18 protein-coding genes and 1 pseudogene are annotated in these 22,492 nt (G+C 43.3%); 16 read left to right on the top strand and 3 right to left on the bottom strand.

Annotation, left to right across the window (positions count from 1 at the left end; all coding sequences use genetic code 11):
• Positions 1-416 precede the first annotated feature (416 nt).
• The 4 genes and pseudogenes from AC1DWN_RS03565 to AC1DWN_RS03550 form a co-directional block, all read left to right on the top strand.
• Complete coding sequence (locus tag AC1DWN_RS03565; protein WP_477557566.1) at positions 417-929, top strand: NUDIX domain-containing protein; 513 nt, start codon at positions 417-419, stop codon at positions 927-929.
• A 57-nt stretch (positions 930-986) separates the two neighbouring features.
• Positions 987-1,502: a DUF6886 family protein gene (locus AC1DWN_RS03560; protein WP_477557565.1), complete on the top strand. Its 516-nt coding sequence runs from the start codon at positions 987-989 to the stop codon at positions 1,500-1,502.
• A gap of 37 nt (positions 1,503-1,539) precedes the next feature.
• The gene (locus AC1DWN_RS03555; RefSeq protein ID WP_477557564.1) at positions 1,540-4,686 is read left to right on the top strand and encodes a hybrid sensor histidine kinase/response regulator; all 3,147 of its coding nucleotides are present in this window, start codon (positions 1,540-1,542) and stop codon (positions 4,684-4,686) included.
• A gap of 177 nt (positions 4,687-4,863) precedes the next feature.
• A pseudogene (locus tag AC1DWN_RS03550) lies at positions 4,864-4,971 on the top strand (EamA/RhaT family transporter); the annotation flags it as partial.
• 491 nt (positions 4,972-5,462) lie between these two features.
• On the opposite strand, the gene AC1DWN_RS03545 reads toward AC1DWN_RS03550, so the two are convergent.
• The gene (locus AC1DWN_RS03545) at positions 5,463-6,077 is read right to left on the bottom strand and encodes a biotin transporter BioY (RefSeq protein ID WP_477557563.1); all 615 of its coding nucleotides are present in this window, start codon (positions 6,075-6,077) and stop codon (positions 5,463-5,465) included.
• Between the two features lie 123 nt (positions 6,078-6,200).
• Here AC1DWN_RS03545 and AC1DWN_RS03540 point away from each other — a divergent pair, with 123 nt between their 5' ends.
• The 8 genes from AC1DWN_RS03540 (at position 6,201) to AC1DWN_RS03505 (ending at position 16,038) form a co-directional block, all read left to right on the top strand.
• On the top strand, positions 6,201-7,052 hold the full coding sequence (locus tag AC1DWN_RS03540; RefSeq protein WP_477557562.1) for an energy-coupling factor ABC transporter ATP-binding protein: 852 nt from the start codon (positions 6,201-6,203) through the stop codon (positions 7,050-7,052).
• Positions 7,039-8,940, top strand: a complete 1,902-nt coding sequence (locus tag AC1DWN_RS03535; protein WP_477557561.1) for an ATP-binding cassette domain-containing protein — start codon at positions 7,039-7,041, stop codon at positions 8,938-8,940. Before AC1DWN_RS03540 ends, AC1DWN_RS03535 begins: the two co-directional genes overlap by 14 nt.
• 936 nt (positions 8,941-9,876) lie before the next feature.
• Positions 9,877-10,032: an ATP-binding cassette domain-containing protein gene (locus AC1DWN_RS03530; RefSeq protein ID WP_477557560.1), complete on the top strand. Its 156-nt coding sequence runs from the start codon at positions 9,877-9,879 to the stop codon at positions 10,030-10,032.
• Between the two features lie 27 nt (positions 10,033-10,059).
• Positions 10,060-10,338 (top strand): hypothetical protein, encoded by a 279-nt coding sequence (locus AC1DWN_RS03525; RefSeq protein ID WP_477557559.1) that lies wholly within the window; start codon positions 10,060-10,062, stop codon positions 10,336-10,338.
• A gap of 182 nt (positions 10,339-10,520) precedes the next feature.
• Positions 10,521-12,821 (top strand): ABC transporter ATP-binding protein, encoded by a 2,301-nt coding sequence (locus AC1DWN_RS03520; protein WP_477557558.1) that lies wholly within the window; start codon positions 10,521-10,523, stop codon positions 12,819-12,821.
• A gap of 1 nt (position 12,822) precedes the next feature.
• Positions 12,823-13,377, top strand: a complete 555-nt coding sequence (locus AC1DWN_RS03515) for a DUF1854 domain-containing protein (RefSeq protein ID WP_477557557.1) — start codon at positions 12,823-12,825, stop codon at positions 13,375-13,377.
• Between the two features lie 52 nt (positions 13,378-13,429).
• Positions 13,430-15,667 carry an ABC transporter ATP-binding protein gene (locus AC1DWN_RS03510; RefSeq protein ID WP_477557556.1) on the top strand — a complete coding sequence of 746 codons (2,238 nt, stop codon included), beginning with the start codon at positions 13,430-13,432 and terminating at the stop codon, positions 15,665-15,667.
• A gap of 191 nt (positions 15,668-15,858) precedes the next feature.
• Positions 15,859-16,038: a hypothetical protein gene (locus AC1DWN_RS03505; RefSeq protein WP_477557555.1), complete on the top strand. Its 180-nt coding sequence runs from the start codon at positions 15,859-15,861 to the stop codon at positions 16,036-16,038.
• Between the two features lie 727 nt (positions 16,039-16,765).
• Here AC1DWN_RS03505 and AC1DWN_RS03500 read toward each other — a convergent pair.
• Entirely contained in the window at positions 16,766-17,359 is a 594-nt protein-coding gene (locus AC1DWN_RS03500; protein ID WP_477557554.1) for an HAD family hydrolase, read from the bottom strand.
• Positions 17,356-18,564: an MFS transporter gene (locus AC1DWN_RS03495; protein WP_477557553.1), complete on the bottom strand. Its 1,209-nt coding sequence runs from the start codon at positions 18,562-18,564 to the stop codon at positions 17,356-17,358. The genes AC1DWN_RS03500 and AC1DWN_RS03495 overlap by 4 nt, the downstream gene beginning before the upstream one ends.
• A 167-nt stretch (positions 18,565-18,731) precedes the next feature.
• Here AC1DWN_RS03495 and lepB point away from each other — a divergent pair, with 167 nt between their 5' ends.
• From lepB to AC1DWN_RS03475, 4 genes are all read left to right on the top strand, one after another.
• A complete protein-coding gene (gene lepB / locus AC1DWN_RS03490) occupies positions 18,732-19,274 on the top strand; it encodes a signal peptidase I (RefSeq protein WP_477557552.1) in 543 nt (180 codons plus the stop codon).
• 19 nt (positions 19,275-19,293) lie between these two features.
• On the top strand, positions 19,294-20,217 hold the full coding sequence (locus AC1DWN_RS03485) for a DUF4184 family protein (RefSeq protein ID WP_477557551.1): 924 nt from the start codon (positions 19,294-19,296) through the stop codon (positions 20,215-20,217).
• Positions 20,218-20,319: 102 nt separating this feature from the next.
• Positions 20,320-21,798: a sensor histidine kinase gene (locus tag AC1DWN_RS03480; RefSeq protein ID WP_477557550.1), complete on the top strand. Its 1,479-nt coding sequence runs from the start codon at positions 20,320-20,322 to the stop codon at positions 21,796-21,798.
• Positions 21,776-22,465 (top strand): response regulator transcription factor, encoded by a 690-nt coding sequence (locus AC1DWN_RS03475; protein ID WP_477557549.1) that lies wholly within the window; start codon positions 21,776-21,778, stop codon positions 22,463-22,465. The genes AC1DWN_RS03480 and AC1DWN_RS03475 overlap by 23 nt, the downstream gene beginning before the upstream one ends.
• Positions 22,466-22,492: the final 27 nt, after the last annotated feature.

Below are 22,492 nucleotides of genomic sequence, written 5' to 3'. Positions count from 1 at the left end.
AGAAACGTCGGAAATTCTATGTTAGGTAATAAAGAGATTAGAAGTACATATTCGTATGGCTTCGTGGAGGCAATGTTACATTAGTTTCACATTCTGAAACTAATGAGAGTTATTTGGGAAATGGAGCGGGTTTAGTTTCAGAATCTGCATCTAAACACAAGAAACAGACCTGGGATCGAGATAACCAAGCAATTAAGTTCATATCCTGACACTAAATCGCCTGTAAGTCTTTAACAGCTTCTTTTTATTTCAAATTTTGAAACTATTGCGGCAAAGTGAATATGGCAGTACATATGTAGACAATCTGTAAGGCCTAGGATTCGAGCAAGATAGATATTTACAACACTAGTATTATATAAGCGAGAAGTTAGCATTAATTAGTAAATAATTCAGACGAACATGGGGTTGAGATCAACATGTCAAAGGATATCACATATAAGATTTACACCATGTGCATGGTTGAGAAAGAAAATAAAGTACTGCTTATCAATAGACCGGATCAAATGGGTTTTCCTGGCTATATAGCACCTGGTGGTAAGGTTGATTTTCCAGAAAGTATAGTGAGTGGTGCGATTCGAGAAGTAATGGAAGAGACAGGTTTGATTGTTAAAGAGATTATATATAAAGGCTTAGATGAGTTTTGTGATCCCGAGAAGGGGCTAAGATATATGGTTTTTAATTATTTGGCGACGTCATTTGAAGGTGATTTATTAGAGAACCCTCCTGAGGGGGAGTTAATCTGGATTGAGAAGGAAAAAGCGATGGTGCTGCCGATGCAAGATTGGTTTAAGCGGAGATTTCCTTTGTTTTTCGAACCGGGGACATTTGAGTTGAGCTTTGTATGGTCGGAGAAAGACAATAAAACGATAGAGCAAACAATCAGGCAATACGAAGTATGGAAAGCCAAAGAAGTTAATATCAACAGATAGACTAGCACAATTGAAGTTGGCAGCGACTTAATACCAAGAAGTAAGGGAGGTAAATCGGTGAAGCTATATCATTTTAGTGAGGAATCGGATATTAAAATTTTTAAACCAAGAGTCAAACCTAATAGACAAAATATGCCCCCAGTTGTCTGGGCAATAGATGAGCAGCATGAATTTACTTTTTATTTTCCAAGGAAATGTCCGAGAATTGTCTATACAAAATCAGAAGGAATTAGTGAAAGAGACTATGATACTTTTTTTGGACTAACGGATTCCAATATTGTCATTACAGTTGAAACAGATTGGTATAAGAGGATCAATAATACGATTACTTTTCGATATGAGATGCCGGGAGAAACCTTTACATTGTTTGATGAATTCGCAGGTTATTATATATCTGAAGAGGTAGTAGAACCAACAGGAATAACAGTAATGGATCATTTAGTGGATCGACTGACGGCGTTAAATATTGAGATAAGACTTACTCCCAATTTAAACCTTCTCAGAGAAGCCATACTTGAATCGTCAATAAATGACTTCGGAATTCATCAATTTGTGAACGCTAAAATCAAATAGGAAGTAGAAAGGGGATTCATCTAGGATTGAAACTATTATGATGCGAAAACGAGTCTATATCAATCTGAAATATGCAATGTTCGTTTTTTTATTTCTGGCAGTCCTTCTTGGTCTGCGCTGGGTCTGGTTCATGACATTTAGTACACCGGAACACCCGCAGGCAGTTCGGGGTGTACTTGATATGCGTGGATGGAACTTTGAGAATGCTCAATCTATCCCGTTGGACGGAGAGTGGGAATTCTATCCTGAATCGTTCATTTCAAAGGATGACGCGCTGCTCGATAACACTGACACGATTCGTTATACTCAGGTGCCTGGCGATTGGAGTGGCGCTTTTTCCAGTGGTGGACGTTCGCCGTCGTTTGGTTACGGGACGTACAGACTGCGTATTCTTATTGACCAGCCTCTTGATGAGCCTTACGGATTCTGGATTCAGGAAATTCAAGCCGCATCACTAGTGGAAATAAACGGGGAAACCATCTCATTTATAGGTCAACTTGCGACACAGGCGAATGCATACAAGCCGGATGTGGTTTCTTATACCGCGAGTTACTCGGCAGGTGATCAGAAGGTTATCGAATTACTCATAAGGTCAGCCAACTTCGATCATCCACTGAATGGTGGAATCGTTAAATCCATACGGTTTGGCTCACAGGCGGCCATTGATACCCAGCGTTGGTATTCTATTGGATTTCAGCTTGCAACATTTCTCGTTTTATTATTGCATGGTTTATATGCTCTCATACTGCATGTGTTAAGTAGGCGGCAGAAGGAGTTCCTCTATTTTTTCCTGCTGCTTATGGCTGTAGGCCTTTCAATTGTATCTGACCTGGATTCTTTGCTACTGCTTTGGCTGCCTATTAATTATACTTGGGCTTTGAAAATCAAATTGCTCTCTTACTTAGGGATATCCTTTTTCATGCTGTTGCTCGGCAGAAGTCTTAACGGGAGTAACCAAAAAAGCAAGATGTTTTATGGGTATGTATTTGTGTTAGGCTGTTATGTGGCATTTCTGCTACTAGCCTCGGCAACCTATATTCATTATACAACCGCAGCACAATTTTTTTCTGTACTTTACATTTTCCCAATCCTATGGTTTTTTTACATGATTGGAAACATGGTTGTCAAAAATCATAAAGATGTCATTTTTCTCTTGTTCACTGCCACTAGTGTACTATCTAGTGTCGTTTGGACCGAAATTAATAATAACGGAATGGGTAATATTGTGTATTATCCGTTCGATGAAATCGCTGCTATCGTCGGATTCTCTGCTTACTGGTTTAAGCAGTATTTTTGGAATGCTGCGGAGAATGCCAAGCTAAATAAACAGTTAAAAGAGGCGGACAAACTAAAAGACGAGTTTCTTGCGAATACTTCGCATGAACTGAGAACACCTTTGCATGGCATTATTAGTATCGCTCAGACCGTCGTGTCTCACGAAAAACATGCGATGAGTGAAAAAAGCTTTAAGGATTTGGAGCTGCTAATAACCATTAGCCGCGGAATGTCGAATATGCTTAACGATCTGCTCGATGTCGTTCGACTTCAAGACAAAAGAATTGTACTTAAGGAGGAGCCGCTGCACTTTCAATCGGTCGCTTCTGGTGTCATTGACATGCTCGAATTCATGACAGAAGGTACACCCATTCGTCTGAAGATGGAAATTGCTGATTCTATGCCTTTAATTATGGCTGATGAAAAAAGACTTATACAAATCTTAATCATACTTCTTCATAATGCCATTAATTTCACCGATTCAGGAACGGTTTCCGTTACTTCTGAAGTCAGAGGCAGTCAAGCTGTCATCCATGTGACCGATACCGGGCAAGGCATGGATGAAGCGACGCAGAAGCGCGTATTTTTTCCTTATGAACAAGGAAAACAAGGCGTAAGTGGAGGCGGCATTGGATTGGGACTAAGTATTTGCAAGCAGCTTGTGGAGCTGCATGGCGGCCAACTGGTTGTTGAGTCTAACCTTGGCAAAGGGTCTGTGTTCAGTTTTACGCTCACTCTAGCTGATTATTCAAGCAGCGGCATTTCAGCTCTGAATTACGCAGCCGTTGCTAAGGAAGAGCAGGAGGCAACGGAAAGCAGAATTCTTGTCCCAGATGTTGCCGAAATTGCGAGAACGGTCATAAGTGAACTCCCCGCGGAAGTGCTACAGCCGTTCGCCGCAGGGCGATTGAATGTACTCATAGTGGATGATGATCCGGTTAATCTGAAGGTAATGAATAGCATATTTTCTAGGGAGCCTTATAACATTAGGACAGTGACGTCAGCACAAGAAGCGTTAGGTTTCCTAAGTACCAATCAATGGGATTTACTTATCGCTGACGTTATGATGCCGCACATGTCTGGTTATGAATTAACGCGAATCGTACGGGAGCGCTTCACGAATTCGGAGCTGCCAATTCTGCTGTTGACTGCCCGCAATCAGTCTGAAGATATTTATGCTGGTTTTTTGGCAGGAGCAAATGATTACGTCGCCAAGCCGGTTGATGCTATGGAGCTAAAATACAGAGTCTGGTCGTTAACGAAATTAAAGCAATCAATCAGTGAGAGCCTACGTATGGAAGCTGCCTATTTGCAGGCACAAATTCACCCTCATTTCTTATTCAACACTCTGAATTCTATTATGGCGTTAAGTGAGGTTGACACGGACAAAATGCGAATGCTTGGAGATGCCTTTTCCTCGTATTTACGGATCAGCTTTGACTTTATGAATTCAGAGCAGCTAGTTGCGCTCACTCATGAGATGGAGCTCGTCCAAGCTTATCTCTATATTGAGACGGCGCGGTTTGGGGAGAGACTAACAGTTGTGTGGGAGGTTGAACCGAATCTAGATTTAATTCTACCACCACTCACGCTTCAGCCACTTGTGGAAAATGCAGTTAGGCACGGACTGCTTAGCAGGATCCAAGGCGGTTCGGTACATATCCGGATAAGTCGTGAGGAACAGCGTACATTGTTTGAAATTATAGATGACGGAAAAGGGATGGAAGAAGAGAAGGTTCAGCTGCTGCTTGATAACACAAGAAGGGTCGAAGGCGGAATTGGGGTGTGGAATACGAATCGGCGCTTGACGCAAAGGTATGGGAAAGGGTTGGCGATTCACAGCGAGCTGGACGTGGGAACGACGGTTTCGTTTGTCATTCCAGATCGGGTCAGTGACAAAAGAAAATAAAGGGTTAGTCTGAAAATTATCAAGACCTAAACGTAAGAAATTCAAATCACATAAAGGGTTCTGCATATTAGTCATGCTTAATATGTAGAATCCTTTTTGTTTAACTATCATTCCCCGTATGTTGAACAGTTGTTGGTTTATAATCGTTTTTTTCTACTCATAATCGAAAGAATGGCTACACCGGTTTCGTGGGAGGGTATTAATAGTTCAGCACTCTTGAGCCTTGTTTATGTTTCCCTGTTCAACATGCTCATCGGCTTTGTGATCTGGTATCGTGGTCTAAGTACACATACAATTCAGTGCCAAACAGAACGCTTCTGCTCACGGAGTTGAGTGTATTTGATACAATCAAATACAGTTCAAAAACGTTATATTTGTCCCAGACTGTATTTCATACAGGCTAATTGACTGTTACGCTGATAAAGAACATCTAATGACGTATTTGATTGTATCTTTTCCATTCAAAACAAAGAAACATGGAAATATAAGCAGTTTGAATGTACAATATCCATTCTAATCACTTATCGAGCCCTTACTTACCGAAATAAAATGATTATAAAGGATGCATTGTGCTGTTTGCATAGGGTTTCAAAGCGCTAATACGGCGTGGTGGAAAAGGTAGAATACATACAATAGAATCTTAGGTGCGAACAAGAAGAAAAAGCAAAAACCCACCCAAAGATTAATATCCGAAGGTGGGTTTTGATCTTATGCGACTTTGAAGTGAATTTACAAATTTTGTAGATCACTAAAAGGAAAGATGAAAATAATATAATTTAAGCGATAATCGTTGTTTCGTCTACTTGTTTAGCTGCTGTTGATGTACGAATATAGACAATGTAAGGTGTTAAGGAAACTGCCAATAATGTGCCCACTAAGGATTTAAGTGCATCGCCGATAATAAAAGGATAGAAGCCGGCAGCCATTGCTTTGGGGAAGCTGAAATGAAGAACGTGCATCATCCAAGGAATTCCCGATACATAGGCTAACAGAGAGCTGAAAAGCTCGAAAATAATGAAAAATGCGATAAAAGATAATACTTTATTTCCTTTGGATAGCTTACTTTTGAGCAGGCGTCCTACTGCTAGGCTGACAAATAGAGCGCAGAATGGGAAAGCGAAAATAAATCCTCCTGTGTATCCGATCAAATGTGCGATGCCGCCAACTCCGTTAAAGAGCGGCAAGCCGAACGCAGCAAGCACGATTACAACGGCGATACTTAGAAAGGCGTTGCGGGGTGTTAAGAATAATCCTGCTAATAGAACGGCTAATGTTTGTAATGTAATGGGTACAAGAGTGGCTGTTAGTCGAATACTTAAGGAACTCATGTAGATGAAAAGTGCAGCAAATAAGGCAGTAAATACGAGTGAGCGAATGTTGCTAGTTTGCATAAATAGTTACGACTCCTTTATGTAGTTGCATTTTTATTGTTAACCTTATATATTAAAAACGGGTTAACAAATGAAATTGTAGCATAGCCAAACGTTTTGGGGAAGAGGTTGGGTGAAAATTTTTTGAATCAAATTTGTCTGATTGAATTAAAGCATATAACTGTAACGCCGCCAATAATGACGGAGGGGCAGAAGACTAGTACTATATTAAAAGATATTAGCCTTAAAATAAATAAAGGTGAATTTATTACCTTACTTGGTCGAAATGGCAGCGGGAAAAGTACATTTGCTAAGGTAGCAGCGGGCTTTAGAATAGCGGGAGTGTCAGGGAAAATAAGCAGAAGCATTGGTACTTCCGCTGCTGGCAAGCCGATTCCAATCGTCATGCAGCAGCCTGAAGCGGCTATGATTGGAGCAACGCCCTGGGAGGATGTTGTTCTGTTATTAGAGCAGAATGAGATGGAAGCAGAGCGTATAGTGGAATGGGCAGAAGAAGCACTGTGCAAGGTTGGTATGGGATCAAGGATGTTCCAATCGATCGAGACGTTATCGGGCGGGCAAAAGCAGCTTGTGGCAATAGCAGGCTGTTTAGCGATTTACTCGCCAATACTCGTCCTTGATGAGGTGACTGCAATGCTTGATCCTGAAGCAGCTATTTTTGTAATGGAACAGGTTAGAGAACTGAATAAGAGTGGAATAACAGTAATTTGGATTACACAAAAGATGGATGAGATAAGAGAAGGCGACCGGATTGTTGCAATGAATGATGGAGCAATTGCATTTGATGGGGAAGCGGAGAATTGGTTTGTTCGTTCTGATAACGGTCATAATCAAAGTATATGCGAACAGCTCGGTTTTGAGGCTCCTTATGCGGTACAGGTTGCATGGGGGCTTGAAGAGTTGGGTGTGAATTTGACGCCATTTCCTTATACGGCTGACATGCTTGCAAAGGCGGTGCAGCATGTCAAACGCTGATTGGAAGTTAAACGGAGTTACGATTATAACAGACGGTGCAGAGAAGCGGGAGCTGCTTCGAGAGGTCAATGTGCAGTTTAAAGCAGGCCAGATCACGCTGCTGCTTGGAAGCAATGGAGCGGGAAAGTCAACGTTGTTGGAATCGATGGCAGGTATAAGGAAGCTGCAGGCTGGGACGATTGAGCTTGGAGAGAAGTCGCTTTGGGTAAATAGAAACGATAATAAAAACGAAAATAGAAAAGAAAGGACAAATGAAACGACAAAAGATATTAGAGAAGAAAATAGAAAAGATAAAAGAAAAGTAAAAAGAGATAGGCTTAATCTTTCTGTGACGCTTAAGCTTGGTATTGCAATGCAGAATTCGGAGTCGCAATGGTTTGCTGCGACTGTTCGTGAGGAGTTTCTTTACTCGTTGAAGCCGTACAAGGTATCGGCTTCGGACGCACAGCGACGAATGGAGAGCGCGCTGGATGAAGCGGGGCTCGATAAGGAGCTGCTTGAGCGTGACCCTTGGACGCTCAGCGGTGGTCAGCAGCGACGGCTGTCGCTCGCCTGCTTGCTGGCGTGCGAGCCGGATTGGCTGCTGCTGGATGAACCGACGGCGGGGTTGGACGCCGAGGGTATTCGCCGCTTGTGCGCGGTGCTTCAAGCGCACAGGGCGGCAGGGCGCGGAGCGGTCGTTGCCACGCACGACCTCGATGCGCTTCTGCCGCTAGCGGACGCGCTCGCCGTGATCAGCGGCGGCGCTGTCCGCGAAGCGGCTCCTGCAGCAGCGCTAACGCATGCTGCAGCAGCGCCGCAGGCGCTACGCGTGCTTGCGAAGCTGCACGCGGAGGCGGCTTTGCCGCCGCAGGCACCCGCGCGAAGCGGCGGGGCGCCGTGGCCAGCGCCGCATGAAGTCGCGGCGGCGCTGGCAGCGGAGCTAGTGCTGGAGCGACCAGCGCGCGAGCAGCTTGCTGGCGCTGGAGCTTTGGCGAGCGCGGAGGCTATGCCTGCGCTCGCAGAGCTGTCGCCGCATGCGAAGAAGCCTAGCGGCGACGAACTTCAAGCGCGAGCGCAGCGATTGCAACGCGCCGAAGCTGCAGCGCAGCGGTTGGAGCGCACCGAAGCTGAAGAGCAGCCGAACGCTGTAGGGTCGGTTAGCTCAAAATGGCTGCGTGCGGATCTCTTCGATCCGCGTGCTCTAATAGTTGCCTATATGCTGCTAGCAACAGGGGTGCTGGCTTTGCAGAGCTTCCTACAATTAGCTCTAGCAGCTCTCATCATTGGAGTTTTTCTAATGCCTTTCCTTTCTCTGATAAAGCCGTGGCTGCGGGTCATTCGTGCATATGGCATGCTGATTGTACTTCTTTGTGTGATCGGAGGAATATCGTTTAATCCGATTTTTTTTGAATGGGAGAAGGCATTGCCGACTGCTCTTAGGCTGAGTAAGCTGCTATTGGTCATGCTGCTAAGCATGCCAATGTTAAAGCTGATGACTCCTTTTAGGCTGCAGCGTGCAATAGAGCAAGCGTTTGGGTGGTTGAGCCGAATTCATATACCGATTCATTCTTTTGCACTGCTCGTTACGCTTATTTTTAGGTTTATTCCATTACTTACTGCTGAGTGGGAGAGGTTTGCGAAGCTAGCTCATGCAAGGGGGAAGGCGGTTACTTCACTGAGATCGGTACCATTTTCTATGTTGCGTTCTGTCCTTATTCCATATATTCGCTCTATCCTTCGTTTAGCAGAGCAAATGGCTGATGCGCTTGAAGTGCGAGGCTTTGGCAATGTGAAGCGAAAGCCTACATACGGCTTTCGTCTTCACTTCAGCGCTTCGGATGCCATAATGATCGGAATCGCTCTTGTAAGCTTTTTCTTATTATTTTCAATCAAGATACTGTTGTAACAGAGGCTCGACTTTCGAAATCCAATGGCCATCCTCATCGGCAAGCAGTGTTCGCCAACCGTGTAATGCTGCTTGCCGTAAGTTTTTATCTTGATCGTCTATGAATAATACAATTCCATCTTCTGGTAAATGTTGCGATACGAGCTCATAAATTGCAGGATTCGGCTGCAAGCACGACGCCAATATCAAGAATAAGTTGAGGTCAAATCATTTGTCTGCGCCTTTTGGGTTAATAGACTCTCGGCATTCACTGAGGCAGATGGTACAAGGGTTTCCTTGAATCAACCAAACAGCTTTCCTCCTACTTTCATAGGGGGATTTTTTAATGAGGAATTATAAGTTTCACACCAAGGAAGAATTCTGCTTGGAAGAAGGAAAGCTAAAGGTTAAATACGCGGCCTGTTAAACCTCTCAAACCACATTAGAGAGGATGATTCGAGATCTCACCGGTGTCGAAAAAAGAGAAAACCAGTAAAGAAGAAAAGGCAGTCGTCAGGAAGGGAAGCCCGACAAATGTTGGTTCGAGTTACGACAGCATTGATTGATGCTTTCGTTGCGCACAGTACGAGCACGGCATCTCCATCACAAGAGCCGTTTTACGTTGTAATCACTCCGTATGTTCCCATGTAACTTGGCCTTCTGGGACTTATGCTACTCCATTGGTTTGTGTTCATGGATACGTTTCAACGATATGTTGCTGCGCAATTAAATGAACGGATTCAGCAACGGTTTAATGCTCTATTTTATAAGAAGGCACTATCTTTAAGCTGGGAACGGTTCGAAGATCCTCATTTTTACAATCTACTGTAACGATGCCACAAAGCGATGAAAAGCAACCTCGTTTCCAATCAGTTTTCTCAATTGCAACGGTAGTTTCTTTAGTTATAGGATGATGTTTCTTTTGCGTACCCTGGCGATTCAGAAACGAGCCGACAAGTGTTATCCCATATCGATGTCCATATTCAACCAGGTGAGTGCATTGCCATTGTCGGTGAAAATGGTGCAGGCAAAAGCACGCTCGTCAAACTGTTGTTAGGTTTATACAAGCCTAATGAAGGACGCATAACGATAAACGGAATTGATCTTCAGTAGCTTCATCTCAGTTGGTGGCATTCCCAGGTGACCGCTATATTTCAACAATTCATGAGGTATGAGTTCACGATTCGCGAGAATATTGGATTCGGTCAGTTGAGCAGCTTGAATGATGATGGGGCTATACAACAAGCCGCTGAGCATAGTGGAGCGCATGCATTCATACAGGAATTGCAAGAGCAGTACAGCATGATAGTCGGCAAATTTATCGATATGAAGGGGATTGATTTATCGGTCAGCTCGATTAGCAGATCGCATTCTTCTATTAGAAGTAGGACATATCGTCGAGGAAGGAAATCACGCTGAGTTGATGGAACACGGTGGGCGATACGCAGAGATGTACGCGATGCAGGCACAATAGTATCAATCTTAAGGAGGAATTTTGACTTGGGAAATATATTCAGAAAGTACTATCTCCAGTGGTAAATATTGTTATATAATAGTACCCGTTGAAAGACAAAAATACGAAAAAAATGTTTGGAGAGACGATGAACAAATTGCCGAATGAAATATTCATGTTGCTTCAAGAGAAGCACGGAATGAGCAAGGAAGACGTGGTTTTTAGCGTAGTCTGCGATCGAAGCCCAAGCGGTGCGTACCAGGATTCGTATTTGATCCTGAGTCGGGATCAGCTTCTCATCCTCACCGACGATCAGCAGCATGTCAAGGAAAAAACGTTCAAAGGCTTCATTTTGCCTGAGAAAGTGAAAGTGAATGTGCTTCCGAGTCGAATTTACACGGACAGGATGAATATTGAAGTATTGTCCATCGAGAGCATTGAATCCGCTTCCATCGTAAATCTGGTTGCTTCCGGGATGATGGTCATCAAGGAGAAGGAAGAAAGAATCGTTGCAGCATTCACCAACGGGCATATGAGTAGAGCGGCGAAGTTTGTAATGATTTTTAACAAGCTGAAGAAGAATGAAGAAATTGAGCAACAAGAATTGGAGGATCATCAGGAAAAGGCATCTTGCCCGAAATGTGGGATGATTTACCCCGAGGAAGGCAGGTCAATTTGCCCGAAGTGCATGAAGAAGCATGCGATATTCACACGACTCTTAGGCTTTGCAATGAAATACAAATGGTCATTGTTTTTTATCGTATTGTTCATGTTGTTGAACTCGGCAACAGGACTGGTCATTCCTTATTTACAAGGAACTGTGTTATTTGACCAGGCATTGAACAATACCGGGAACTTTGCTGGGAAAATTGGTCTAGTAATTCTGCTTATTGTTATATTCAGAACAGTGACGCTACTGTTTGGTATTTTTTATGGACTAATCAATGCGAAGCTGGCTGCGAAGGTTGCTTTCGACTTGAAATCGAGTGTTTTTTCATCGATGCAGCGGTTATCGTTGCAATTTTTCCAGAAGAAGCAAACCGGTCAACTTATGACCCGTGTAAATAATGATGCAATGGATCTACAGTTTTTTTTCACGGATGGCATATCATTCTTCGTTGTCAATGCAATGAATATTGTTGGGATCACAACGATAATGCTGTTCATGGATTGGAAGCTTACATTAATATGTTTTCTTCCACTGCCTATTGTTTTCTACATTGTCCGCGTCGTATTTCCTAGGTTATGGCGGTTATCCTGGAGAAGACATCGCAGATCAAGCGCAATGAACAACATTCTTAGCGATACGATACGTGGAACACGTGTGGTGAAAGCCTTTGGTAAAGAAAAGGTAGAGATAGCACGGTTCCAGAAATCCAATTCGGCTTTCTCCGATGCTGAACAGAAATTTAACAAAATGAGTAGCACCGTATTTCCAATTTTATCAATCCTGACGCAGATTGGCGGCGTCTTGATCTGGCTTTATGGTGGCTGGAAGGTAATGGATGGCGATTTGACGTTTGGTCAAATTATGACCTTCGTCAATTATATGTATCTTCTATACGGACCTATACAATTCATGAGCAACATTATTCATTGGTGGTCCAATTGTATGTCAGCGGCGCAACGGATTTTTGAAATTCAAGATGCTGTACCCGATATCGTAGAGAAGCAGGATGCGATCAAGCTAGCTACGATTCAAGGCCAAATTGACGTAGAAAACATCACCTACGGATATGAGCCAAATAAGGCCGTTCTGAAGAACGTCTCCATGCACGCGAAACCGGGTCAAATGATTGGGGTTGTCGGACATTCAGGGGCTGGCAAGTCAACACTCGTTAACCTCATTTCACGTTTGCACGATGTGGGAGAAGGGGAAATCAAGATTGACGGCATCAATATCAAGGATTTATCGACAGATTCGTTACGCAAGAATATCGGGATCGTTTCGCAGGAGATCTATGTGTTCATTGGAACGATAGCCGAGAACATTGCTTATGCAAATCCGGATTGTACAGTGAGTGACATCATCCATGCTGCCAAAATTGCGAAAGCTCACGACTTTATTGAGATGCTGCCTGATGGCTACGATACGATCGTCGGTACGGGCGGGCACAATTTATCCGGCGGCGAGAAACAAAGATTGTCGATTGCACGAGCAATTCTGCATAATCCACGCATTTTGATATTGGATGAAGCGACAGCTTCACTCGATACGGAAACAGAACTGCAAATCCAAGAGGCGCTGGAATCACTGATTAAAGGCAGAACGACCATTGCGATTGCTCACCGTTTGTCAACATTGCGCAATGCCGATTATTTGATTGTGATGGATGCCGGTAAAGTGGTCGAAGACGGAACACATGAGGAACTGATGGCCAAAGAAGGCGTCTACAACGGCTTAGTAAAGAAGCATGATGAGGCGCTGAAGATGAAAGAGGTGGTGTAGAGTGGAATTAACAGCTGAACAAGTGAACAGTGAGCAGGAAGTTAAGGATGCAACCGACCTCTCCGATGCTGCAAAGATTCGATATTTAACGCAGGATACGACTGTGTTTACCAAAACAGCAGGGAATATGCTCTCGGTGAAGGTAGAGGATGAGGAGCATCCGGTAGTGTATCTGCATTGCTCATTCCCGCACACGAGTAAACGTATCTATGTATCCGTTCGAAACATTGAGAATAAGGAAATCGGAATCATTCAGAACCTAGATGATTTTCCAAAGGATATTGTCTCATTGCTTGAGGAGCAAATTCAAATAAGGTATTTTTCACCGGAGATTACGAAGGTTGTGAAAATTCACGAAGAGTTTGGTTATTCGTATTGGGATGCGGAAACAACCGCTGGCGTTTGTCGCTTTACAGTACGAGGCGGCGGCGGGAATGTGAAGCTGGTGTCGGAGAAAAGACTGCTCATAAACGATGTGGATGGAAATAGGTTTATTATCCCCAGCATGGACCGGTTAACGGATAAAGAATATCGCATGGTCGAAATGTGCATGTAGAAATGTGCATGTAGACATGGGATTCCTCGAATAACGAGGAGGGAAGGGCTTTATGAATTTAAATTTTGAACTTACAGAGCAGGATCTAAGAGCAGCGCAGCTTGCTGTCGGAGAAAATATCCTATATAGTGTGCCTGCCGATGTTTCGCTGGTTGGGCGAAGAACTCCTGGATATTTCGTCATCGGAGAGAAGAAATGGGCTTACGTTGAACAAGGTGAAGTGAAAGAAAGCTGCTCGATCGATGAAGGTACAGAGTATAAGATTGTTCCTCTAATCGGTAATGCTGTACTAGAAGCTTCGACCGACAGTGGTAAGCGAATTATTGTGCGAATCTCGATGCAGCATGTGGCTCGATTTGCATATATTGCGCAAATATTAAATTACATGACAACGAACAGTCAAGTACGTATTTACAATGATGAAGTTGAACCCGTCTGCGCCAAGTGCGGGGGACATCTTGTTCCTGGTACAAGGTTATGCCCGAAATGTATGAACAAGGCAGCTGCGATCAAAAGACTGTTTGTTGTGTCGCAGTCTCACTGGAAAATCCTTCTCACCGGTGTCATCCTACTATTTATTGGAACAGGTTTATCCTTAATAGGGCCCTACTTGCATAAATTGATTGTGGACTCTGCGTTACAACCGCCGGAGGGGCAAAGTGCTGATGTAAACATTTTCATAATTGCAATTATTGGTTTGTTGGTCAGTCTCATTGTCGGCGAAGTGCTCAGTATATTCAGGGGACGTTTGATGGCAAGTGCCAGTTCTAGAATTGCCGCAGATTTGCGCAAGATGGTATATGATAAAATCCAGAATCTTTCGCTCGGATTCCTGAACTCTCAGCGTGCGGGGGATGTTATGAATCGAGTCACTTCGGATACGGATCGCATCCGGGGGCTCATTCAAGAGTTGACGACTACCGCTATTTACCAGTTCGTCTTGCTCATTTCGGTCGGCATCTTGTTGTTTAGTGCAGATTGGAAGCTCGCATTGATCGTGATTGTACCCGCACCACTGGTTGCCTATTTGCAAGTATTCATATGGAGATTTGTATTGAGGAAGGTGTTCCACCGGCAGTGGCGTATTCATGATAAAGCCAGTTCCTTTCTCCATGACGTATTGAGCGGCATTCGAGTCGTTAAATCGTTCGGTAAGGAACCACGTGAAATTGCAAGGTTCAATGATTACAATAGCCAGTTTGCAACGGCAACGTATCAGAGCGAGAAAGTGTTCAGTATTCTTTGGCCGATATCCAACTACTTGATTCAGATCGGACAGTATATAGTATTGCTCGTCGGCTGCAATATGATCATGGGGAACATGATGACGTTGGGCGATCTCATCCAATTTACCGGCTATGCGACGATGATATATGGCCCGATCATGTGGCTTATGTATTTACCAAGAACGATCGCTAACGCTGTTATCTCCATTGACCGTGTGTTCTCGATCATCGATGAACAGCCAGAGATTATGGACACCAACGTTTCAGTGAAGCATCAAATTGTTGGAAAGATTGAGTTTGAGAATGTCACCTTTGGATACAAATCCTATGAACCCGTCTTGAAGGAAATCAATTTTGAAATCAAGCAAGGGGAAATGATTGGTTTGGTAGGTCACTCAGGCTCAGGTAAATCCACATTGATCAATCTTGTTTCTCGTTTCTATGATGTGAACGAAGGCTCCATTCTGATTGACGGCGTCGATATCCGCACGATAAAGCAGGAGGAATTGCGTTCACAGATCGGGGTCGTTTTGCAAGAGACGTTCCTATTCAGTGGAACAATTATGGAGAACATTCGTTATTCCAAGCCAGAAGCAACGTTGGAGGAAATCATTATGTCCTCGAAAGTTGCCAACTGTCATAACTTTATCATCAATTTACCGGACGGCTACGATACGAAGCTGGAGGAAAACGGCAACAATCTATCTGGTGGTGAGCGTCAAAGACTTGCCATCGCGAGAGCCGTGCTGAACAATCCGCGCATACTCATTCTGGATGAAGCAACAGCGTCGCTCGATATCGATACCGAAACGGCGATTCAAGAAGCACTGCAGCGGGTTACGAAGAACCGTACGACGATCGCGATCGCACACCGTCTATCTACACTCAGGAATGCTGATCGATTGTTCGTGCTGGAAAAAGGCTGTGTTGCTGAGACAGGCACACATACTGAATTGATGGATAAGCAAGGTATTTATTATAAATTAATAATGGCCCAGCGCAATATGGCGAAGCCCAAAACCGGAGAAGAAGTTGAGCCGGAAGCGGTCACAACCGCCACATAGTGAGATGAATAGTGAATTGAAGGAGCCACTGGCGTTCGCCAGTGGCTTTATTTTTACTAATCAGAAAGTATAGATTTTGTGGGGTTACCCTATTGGAGGACTCGTTGCTGTTGTTATGACATTTTTATGCCATAACAACAGCACAAAATTCCATAAAATGACCCAAATGTAGATAGATCATTGAGCAAGATATGGCATATCGATGCGATAAAGATAAAGTAATATTCGATAATTTGGAATGTCTAACGGGCTATTTGTCGATATCACCGTTCGCTCAGCAAGAAACGGTTAGTTGGATGATGTTCATGGAAATGAATACCGTATTGAAGATCGGTTATGAAAGAAATCTGTGGCAGGCAACAACGAAGTAGAATAGAAGTGGGAGTGAGTATTGAGCGGAGAGTTTATGTGGAGCATTTTAAATCGTGTTATTACCGCAAAATCTAATCCAATAACACGATTTAAACAGCGACTGGAACCAATACTCAACCCCCATCCATGCTATCGGCGTCGGAGTCTATCTCAGCGGTCTGCTTAGTGGGCTGCCCCTAGAATTCTAACGGTTGCTATGGAGCTTATATCATTAATTTTGTGTAGTTTTCATTTTTAACGGTTGCAGTAGAGCCTATTTCGCTATTGTGACGTAACTTCTGGTGATTTTACTTAAATAGCGACGATGGCAATCGTTAGAGTTTTCAACACACTATTCTTTACGATTAACCGCTGTGGCAACCGTTACAGCTTACCTCATACCATTATCCGGCCCCCAAAATGCTTTGGTTCCGCTAATTCTATGGGTTGGTCGAATTAAGCGGACTGTAGAGCCCTTATTTTTACGAATTTGACGATTTGTGTAGTTGAGCGGACTGTACGGACGTTATTTCCAAATAATCGAGTCATCTTGTGACTTTTAGAGCAAATAAGGTATTCTCAGTCCGCTTAAACTCTGATGTCTCCGCAATCCGCAATGTTAAACAAACACCACCGCGAGGCTTTGGTAATGCGAAGCGAAAGCCTATTTACGGCTTTCGTCTTCACTTCAGCGCTTCGGATGCCATAATGATCGGAATTGCTCTAGTAAGCTTTTTCTTATTATTTTCAATCAAGATACTGTTGTAAAAGAGTCTCGACTTTCGAAATCCAATGGCCATCCTCATCGGCAAGCAGTGTTCGCCAACCGTGTAATGCTGCTTGCCGTAAGTTTTTATCTTGATCGTCTATGAATAATACAAATCCGTCTTCTGGTAAATGTTGCGATACGAGCTCATAAATCGCAGGATTCGGCTTGCGTAACCCAACTGAACTAGAAATAGTTATACTCTTTACTACATCTTTAATAGGGTTAATTATAGGTTCAACCCAAGTTGGAAGATGATTGCTTAATAAATGAGTATCCGCAATTAAACCCCAGTCAGCAATCTTCGAGAGCGCAGGCAGCGGCTGCAAGCACGACGAAAGAATAACTTTTACACGCTCTATAGAAACGGAAGGCGTTTGTTCATTGAGCCAGCTCCAGAACTGATCCTCTGAAAGCTCGCCAGTCCATAGAAACTGACTTTTTTGTGATTTGTAAGCCGCATATATCTCTTCTTCACATACACTTGCTTCAAACGCAAGTTGCTGCCAGAAGTGTGGCGATAAATTGGTTGCGAGCACGCCGCCAATATCAAGAATAAGTTGAGGTCGATTCATCTGCCAACCTCCTTGCTGGTCATCGAACGAATTTTAGTTGTTGCATGATCTTGCCTAGCAAAGTACCAAACCAACAGAGCTGCAGCAGCACCTAATAGGGAACCGAATAAAAACCCTCCATTTAACCCCCAGCTCTCGTTTAACCATCCAGCGAGGAAAGGCCCAGAGAACATGCCAATGGCATATAGCGCTTGATACAAGCCCATACCCGTAGCACGACCAGGCAATTCTACATCACGAATAGCTAGTCCGAGCAGCAGCGGCAAGTGAAGACCTTGAGCGAATCCGTTAATCGCTTGCGTTACGATAAGCATACTGAACGATTGTGTATAGATCATCGAAATAGTACATAGAGCGCTAAGTACAAATCCAGTCCCGATCGTTCCCCAGTTGCCGTAGCGCGGCGTGAACCACCTAGCGGTGACGAGAGATGCAAAAGCATGAGGCAGCATAAATGCAAAAACAAGGACCGTCAAACCGATTCCTCCAAAACCCATTTCCTCAGCTTTAAGAGGTGTGAAGCCGAACATCGTAATAAATAGCACACCATGTGCAAGTATAGAGAGCAAAGAAACTCGCAGCAGCGTTTTTGTTCTTACGACATTTTTAATCATAGCAAATGACATGCCGGGCTGGGCCCGCTGTTCGGAACGTGGCTCCTTCAAAAATATGGCGAGCAGCAGTCCAATACCTGCAATCAGTGCACCGGTTGCGAAAGGAGCCGTATCTCCAAAACCATCCGTAAGCCATCCGCTGAGCAGCATGCCAATCATTTGGCCTGAGACCGTCATCATGCTTATGTTACCCATGGCGCGGCCAGTCTGGTCTGCTCCAAAATAGCTTGCATACATGACAGTAAAAGCGACCCAGGTTGAAGCACACACACCTGCCATCAGTCTACCTGCGAGCGGCCAAACCCACAAACCTGGAATAAGAAATAATAAGCAGCTAATGGCGGCAGTTAGCATACCGAATAAAATAAACGGTTTACGCTTACCCCATCGATCCGATAGTATACCGAGCGGGAATCGGACAAACATTTGCATAAAGCCATAACTACCTAAAATGATACCAATTAATTGCAAAGATAGTCCTTTGGAGCTTAGAAAAGGGGAAAGAGTAGGGACATACACATACATAGAAGTCCAATATAAAAGAGTGACAACGGTAAATAACAACCGTTGTGAAGACGATATTTGATTCATGACTGTCAAAAACTCCTCTCATCCTCACTTTATCGTATAGCAGCGTTAGTTGTCACTTGTAAATTTAGCAGCCTCGTGGCAACTTTTATCGACTAAATCGCGTATAAAGTTATGGACCTTTAAATGTCTAACAAAGCTTCTAAAAAATAGTTGAAGAGGTGACTGCGTTGAAAACAGAGAGACCGCCAGGGAAAAAGTGGATTCGTGAAGTGCGGGAATGGGTTGTTTCACTCGGAATTGCCGTAATTGTGGCGATGTTATTTCAAACGTATGTCTATGCGCAGTCAGAGGTACATAATGTTTCGATGCAAAATACGCTTGTCGAAGGTCAACGCTTAATTGAGGATAAGTGGTCCTATCGTTTTCATGAGCCAAAGCATGGGGATATTGTAATTATTAATGGTCCGGAGAGTGATTTACGCCTCGTTAAACGTGTTATTGCTTTGCCTGGTGATGTAGTCGACATTAGAAATGGCGCTGTTTACTTAAATGGTAAGGCGATAGATGAACAATATGTCAAAGGCCAAACATTATCGGGCAATATCGAAATTCCGTTTACTGTTCAAGCTGACCAGCTATTTGTTATGGGAGACAATCGTGAGCATAGCATGGACAGCAGAGCACTTGGTCCGATCGCTAGATCGAGTATTGAAGGAAAAGCCGTATATCGGATATGGCCGCTCCCCAAATTCGGGGATTTGAACAACTAGAAGGAGCTGTAATAAACGTATGCCCTTTACACTTTCACATCCTTTATTTGCTGCACCGCTCAAAAAAATAATTCCATCTTTGAGTGTAACCGGACTTGTCCTCGGAAGCATGGCGCCAGATATTGAGTATTTTTTTGCCATGCAGCCATATCGCTCGATTGGTCATGATATAACAGGCTTTTTTTTACTTGGTCTACCAACATGTATCGCGTTTGCCTTTGCTTTTCATCGGATCATAAAGCCATTACTCCCAAGTATTTTGCCTTCAGTTCTAAATATTGATCAATTCACTGCTCATCGTATTCAACCATGGCGGTTGTCTACGGGCTTGGAGTGGACTTTTTTTGTTTTATCGATATGGATTGGTTTTTTATCTCATTTGTTTATGGATAATTGGACGCATGGCAGTGGATGGTTCGTACAAAGGCTGCCAATTCTGCAAAGCTACATTGCGGGCGACCAAGTATATCATATCCTGCAGTTATCCTTATCCGTGCTTGGAGCACTCATCCCTGGGCTATATTTTATGTACCATTGGAAAAAATGGCGAAGCACAATTGACGTTAAGTCAAGGGCTGCCTCGTCTATTCGTCATAATCAATGGCAGAGCTGGCTCATCCTTTGCTTCACTTCGATTCTTCTTCTTAGCAAGCTAATATTAAGCGGGAATTATTTTTCAATCAGCATATGGGTTGTCGCTCCAATCACCTCATTTTTCCTCGGTATATTTTTAACAGCTATGCTGACAATGGCTTATCGATCAAATCGGTTAGCGGTAGGCATTTTATTTGTCTTCGTTTTGTATCTAGTTATAGCATTATACAAAATTTCGCAGCATTTTATGGTAAATGAACTGCTTCTATGGGTAATCTATACATGGGTCTTATCAGCTGTTGTACTCTTAAGTACGGTAATTTGCAGCCCGAAACAACAATTTCAGTAAACTTAATAATTCTGTAAGAATTGGATACCTTTTCGTTTAGAATTAGCCTTTATTATAAAACCTAGACTTATATAGAATGTTTCAGTGAGGCGTGAATGTAAATTGTCCATACGAGTGAAGCTGTATATGTCTTATTTGGCCATGGTTTTTGTCCCTTTAATTTTGATGTCTGTCTTTATGATGTTCATTTTTTACGCAGGTGGGAAGCAAGATGTTCGACATTATTTTGATGAGGAAAAAAATGAGCCTTTCGTTCAAGCATTAGTATACGGTGAACTATCCTACGTGCTTCGCAACGATTCGGGCGAGCTTGAGAAGCCCGAGTATGTAAATGAATTGCAGGATAGACTTGATGATGTATGGGCAGGATTAGTCATCGCACGAGAAGGGGTAATCACGTCAGTTTCCCCATTTTTGCAGCAAACCTCACCAAGTGAAAACTGGCAGAAGCTGCTTAATGAGCCGCCACTTAAAGTAAATTTTAATCAGTATCAATTCGAGACGAATACCATTGACTTTACCTACCCTGATGGTGGAGAGGGTAGAGCTGTATTACTTAGAAGAAATGATGTCGTACCCATTTATTGGAGACCGATCAGTGCAACCTTTAGTCTGGCATTTATCGGACTAACAAGCTTATTACTGACTTACTTTGTATCTCGCAGTATCATTCGACCCATTGAGACGTTGAAGGCTGCTGCGCTGCAAATTAAAGACGGCAATCTATCCCATAAAGTGGTGACAATGTCCAAAGGTGAAATCGGTCAATTGAGTACGGCTTTCGAGGAAATGAGAGTGAGGCTGAAGTATTCAATCGATCAAAGCTTGCAGTATGAAGAAAATCGAAAAATGCTGCTGTCGCATATTTCACATGATTTGAAAACACCAATTTCAGCTATTAAAGGCTATGTTGAAGGAATTATGGACGGTATTGCTAATACCGATGAGAAGCGAGACCGCTATATGCAAACGATCTATCGTAAAGCAACAGATATGGATCAGTTAATTGACGAATTGTTTTTATTTTCCAAGCTGGATCTCCAGACAGTCGCTTTCGATTTTAAAGTGATTGATATCAGTCGATACATGGAGCATTTCTTGGACGAGCAGCGGTTTGATTTAGAGAAGTCTAATATAAAGCTGTATTATAACGACTTAGAAGGTAAATCCCTTATGATTGCTGCTGATCCGGATAAGCTCAGCCGTGTACTATCGAATATTTTGAACAATTGCTTGAAGTATATGGGGCAGGAGTCAGATAGGAGCACTAAGGAGATTTTAGTAAAAGTAGTTGACCTAGAGGGACATGTACGAATCGAAATTGAAGATACAGGGCCTGGTATTGAAGAAGAGGATCTGCCATATATTTTTGAGCGTTTTTATCGCGCAGAGCAATCACGTAATTCGGAAACAGGTGGAAGCGGTCTTGGTCTAGCTATAGTCAAACAAATTATAGAAGGGCACGGCGGTGTCGTTTGGGCGGAAAATAGAGAGCAGGGCGGAGCAAGGTTCTGTTTGAAGCTACCAAAATCGACTCCAGTCAAGACGGTGGATCAGCATGAAGAACATTCTAATCATTGAAGATGAGAAATCAATTGCCGAGCTTGAGCGTGACTATTTGGAAAGTTACGGCTTTATGGTTCAAATTGAAGGACGAGGAGACATCGGCTTACAGAAAGCATTGGAAGGGCAGTTTGATCTTATTATTTTAGATGTGATGCTGCCTAAGGTAGATGGTTTTGAGATTTGCCGGCAGATTAGACAGAAAATGAACGTTCCAGTACTTATGGTAACAGCTAAGAAGGAAGACATCGATAAAATTAGGGGGCTCGGCCTTGGAGCAGATGATTATATGACTAAGCCATTTAGTCCGAGTGAGCTAGTAGCTAGAGTGAAAGCACATTTAGCAAGATACGAACGTTTGAYGGGGGACAAGACAGAACAGCGTGAGCAAATTCGCATTCGCGGATTGTTTATTGATAAGCCATCGCGCAGAGTGATGATACATGAAGAGGAAGCTATGCTTACCGCGAAAGAATACGAGCTACTTTTGCTGCTTGCTTCTAATCCGAACCGTGTGTTCGAGAAGGAAGAATTATTTGAACGTATATGGGGGGTTGAATCTAATGGCGACGCAGCTACGGTAACGGTGCACATTCGTAGACTGCGTGAAAAGGTTGAACATGACCCATCGAATCCTCAATATATTGAGACGATTTGGGGCGTGGGATATCGTTTTAAAGTATAGATAGAAAAATGAGTGGGAGTGGATATT

Source organism: Paenibacillus sp. P4_A7 (assembly GCF_056402455.1).
Note: the sequence above shows the minus strand (reverse complement) of the source record. Positions and strands in the feature narration are given on the sequence as shown.

Coding starts and splice junctions, on each gene's coding strand:
- AC1DWN_RS03565 (WP_477557566.1), top strand. CDS start 417: ATGTCAAAGGATATCACATATAAGATTTACACCATGTGCATGGTTGAG.
- AC1DWN_RS03555 (WP_477557564.1), top strand. CDS start 1,540: ATGATGCGAAAACGAGTCTATATCAATCTGAAATATGCAATGTTCGTT.
- AC1DWN_RS03545 (WP_477557563.1), bottom strand. CDS start 6,077: ATGCAAACTAGCAACATTCGCTCACTCGTATTTACTGCCTTATTTGCT.
- AC1DWN_RS03535 (WP_477557561.1), top strand. CDS start 7,039: ATGTCAAACGCTGATTGGAAGTTAAACGGAGTTACGATTATAACAGAC.
- AC1DWN_RS03520 (WP_477557558.1), top strand. CDS start 10,521: ATGAACAAATTGCCGAATGAAATATTCATGTTGCTTCAAGAGAAGCAC.
- AC1DWN_RS03510 (WP_477557556.1), top strand. CDS start 13,430: ATGAATTTAAATTTTGAACTTACAGAGCAGGATCTAAGAGCAGCGCAG.
- AC1DWN_RS03505 (WP_477557555.1), top strand. CDS start 15,859: ATGGCATATCGATGCGATAAAGATAAAGTAATATTCGATAATTTGGAA.
- AC1DWN_RS03500 (WP_477557554.1), bottom strand. CDS start 17,359: ATGAATCGACCTCAACTTATTCTTGATATTGGCGGCGTGCTCGCAACC.
- AC1DWN_RS03495 (WP_477557553.1), bottom strand. CDS start 18,564: ATGAATCAAATATCGTCTTCACAACGGTTGTTATTTACCGTTGTCACT.
- AC1DWN_RS03485 (WP_477557551.1), top strand. CDS start 19,294: ATGCCCTTTACACTTTCACATCCTTTATTTGCTGCACCGCTCAAAAAA.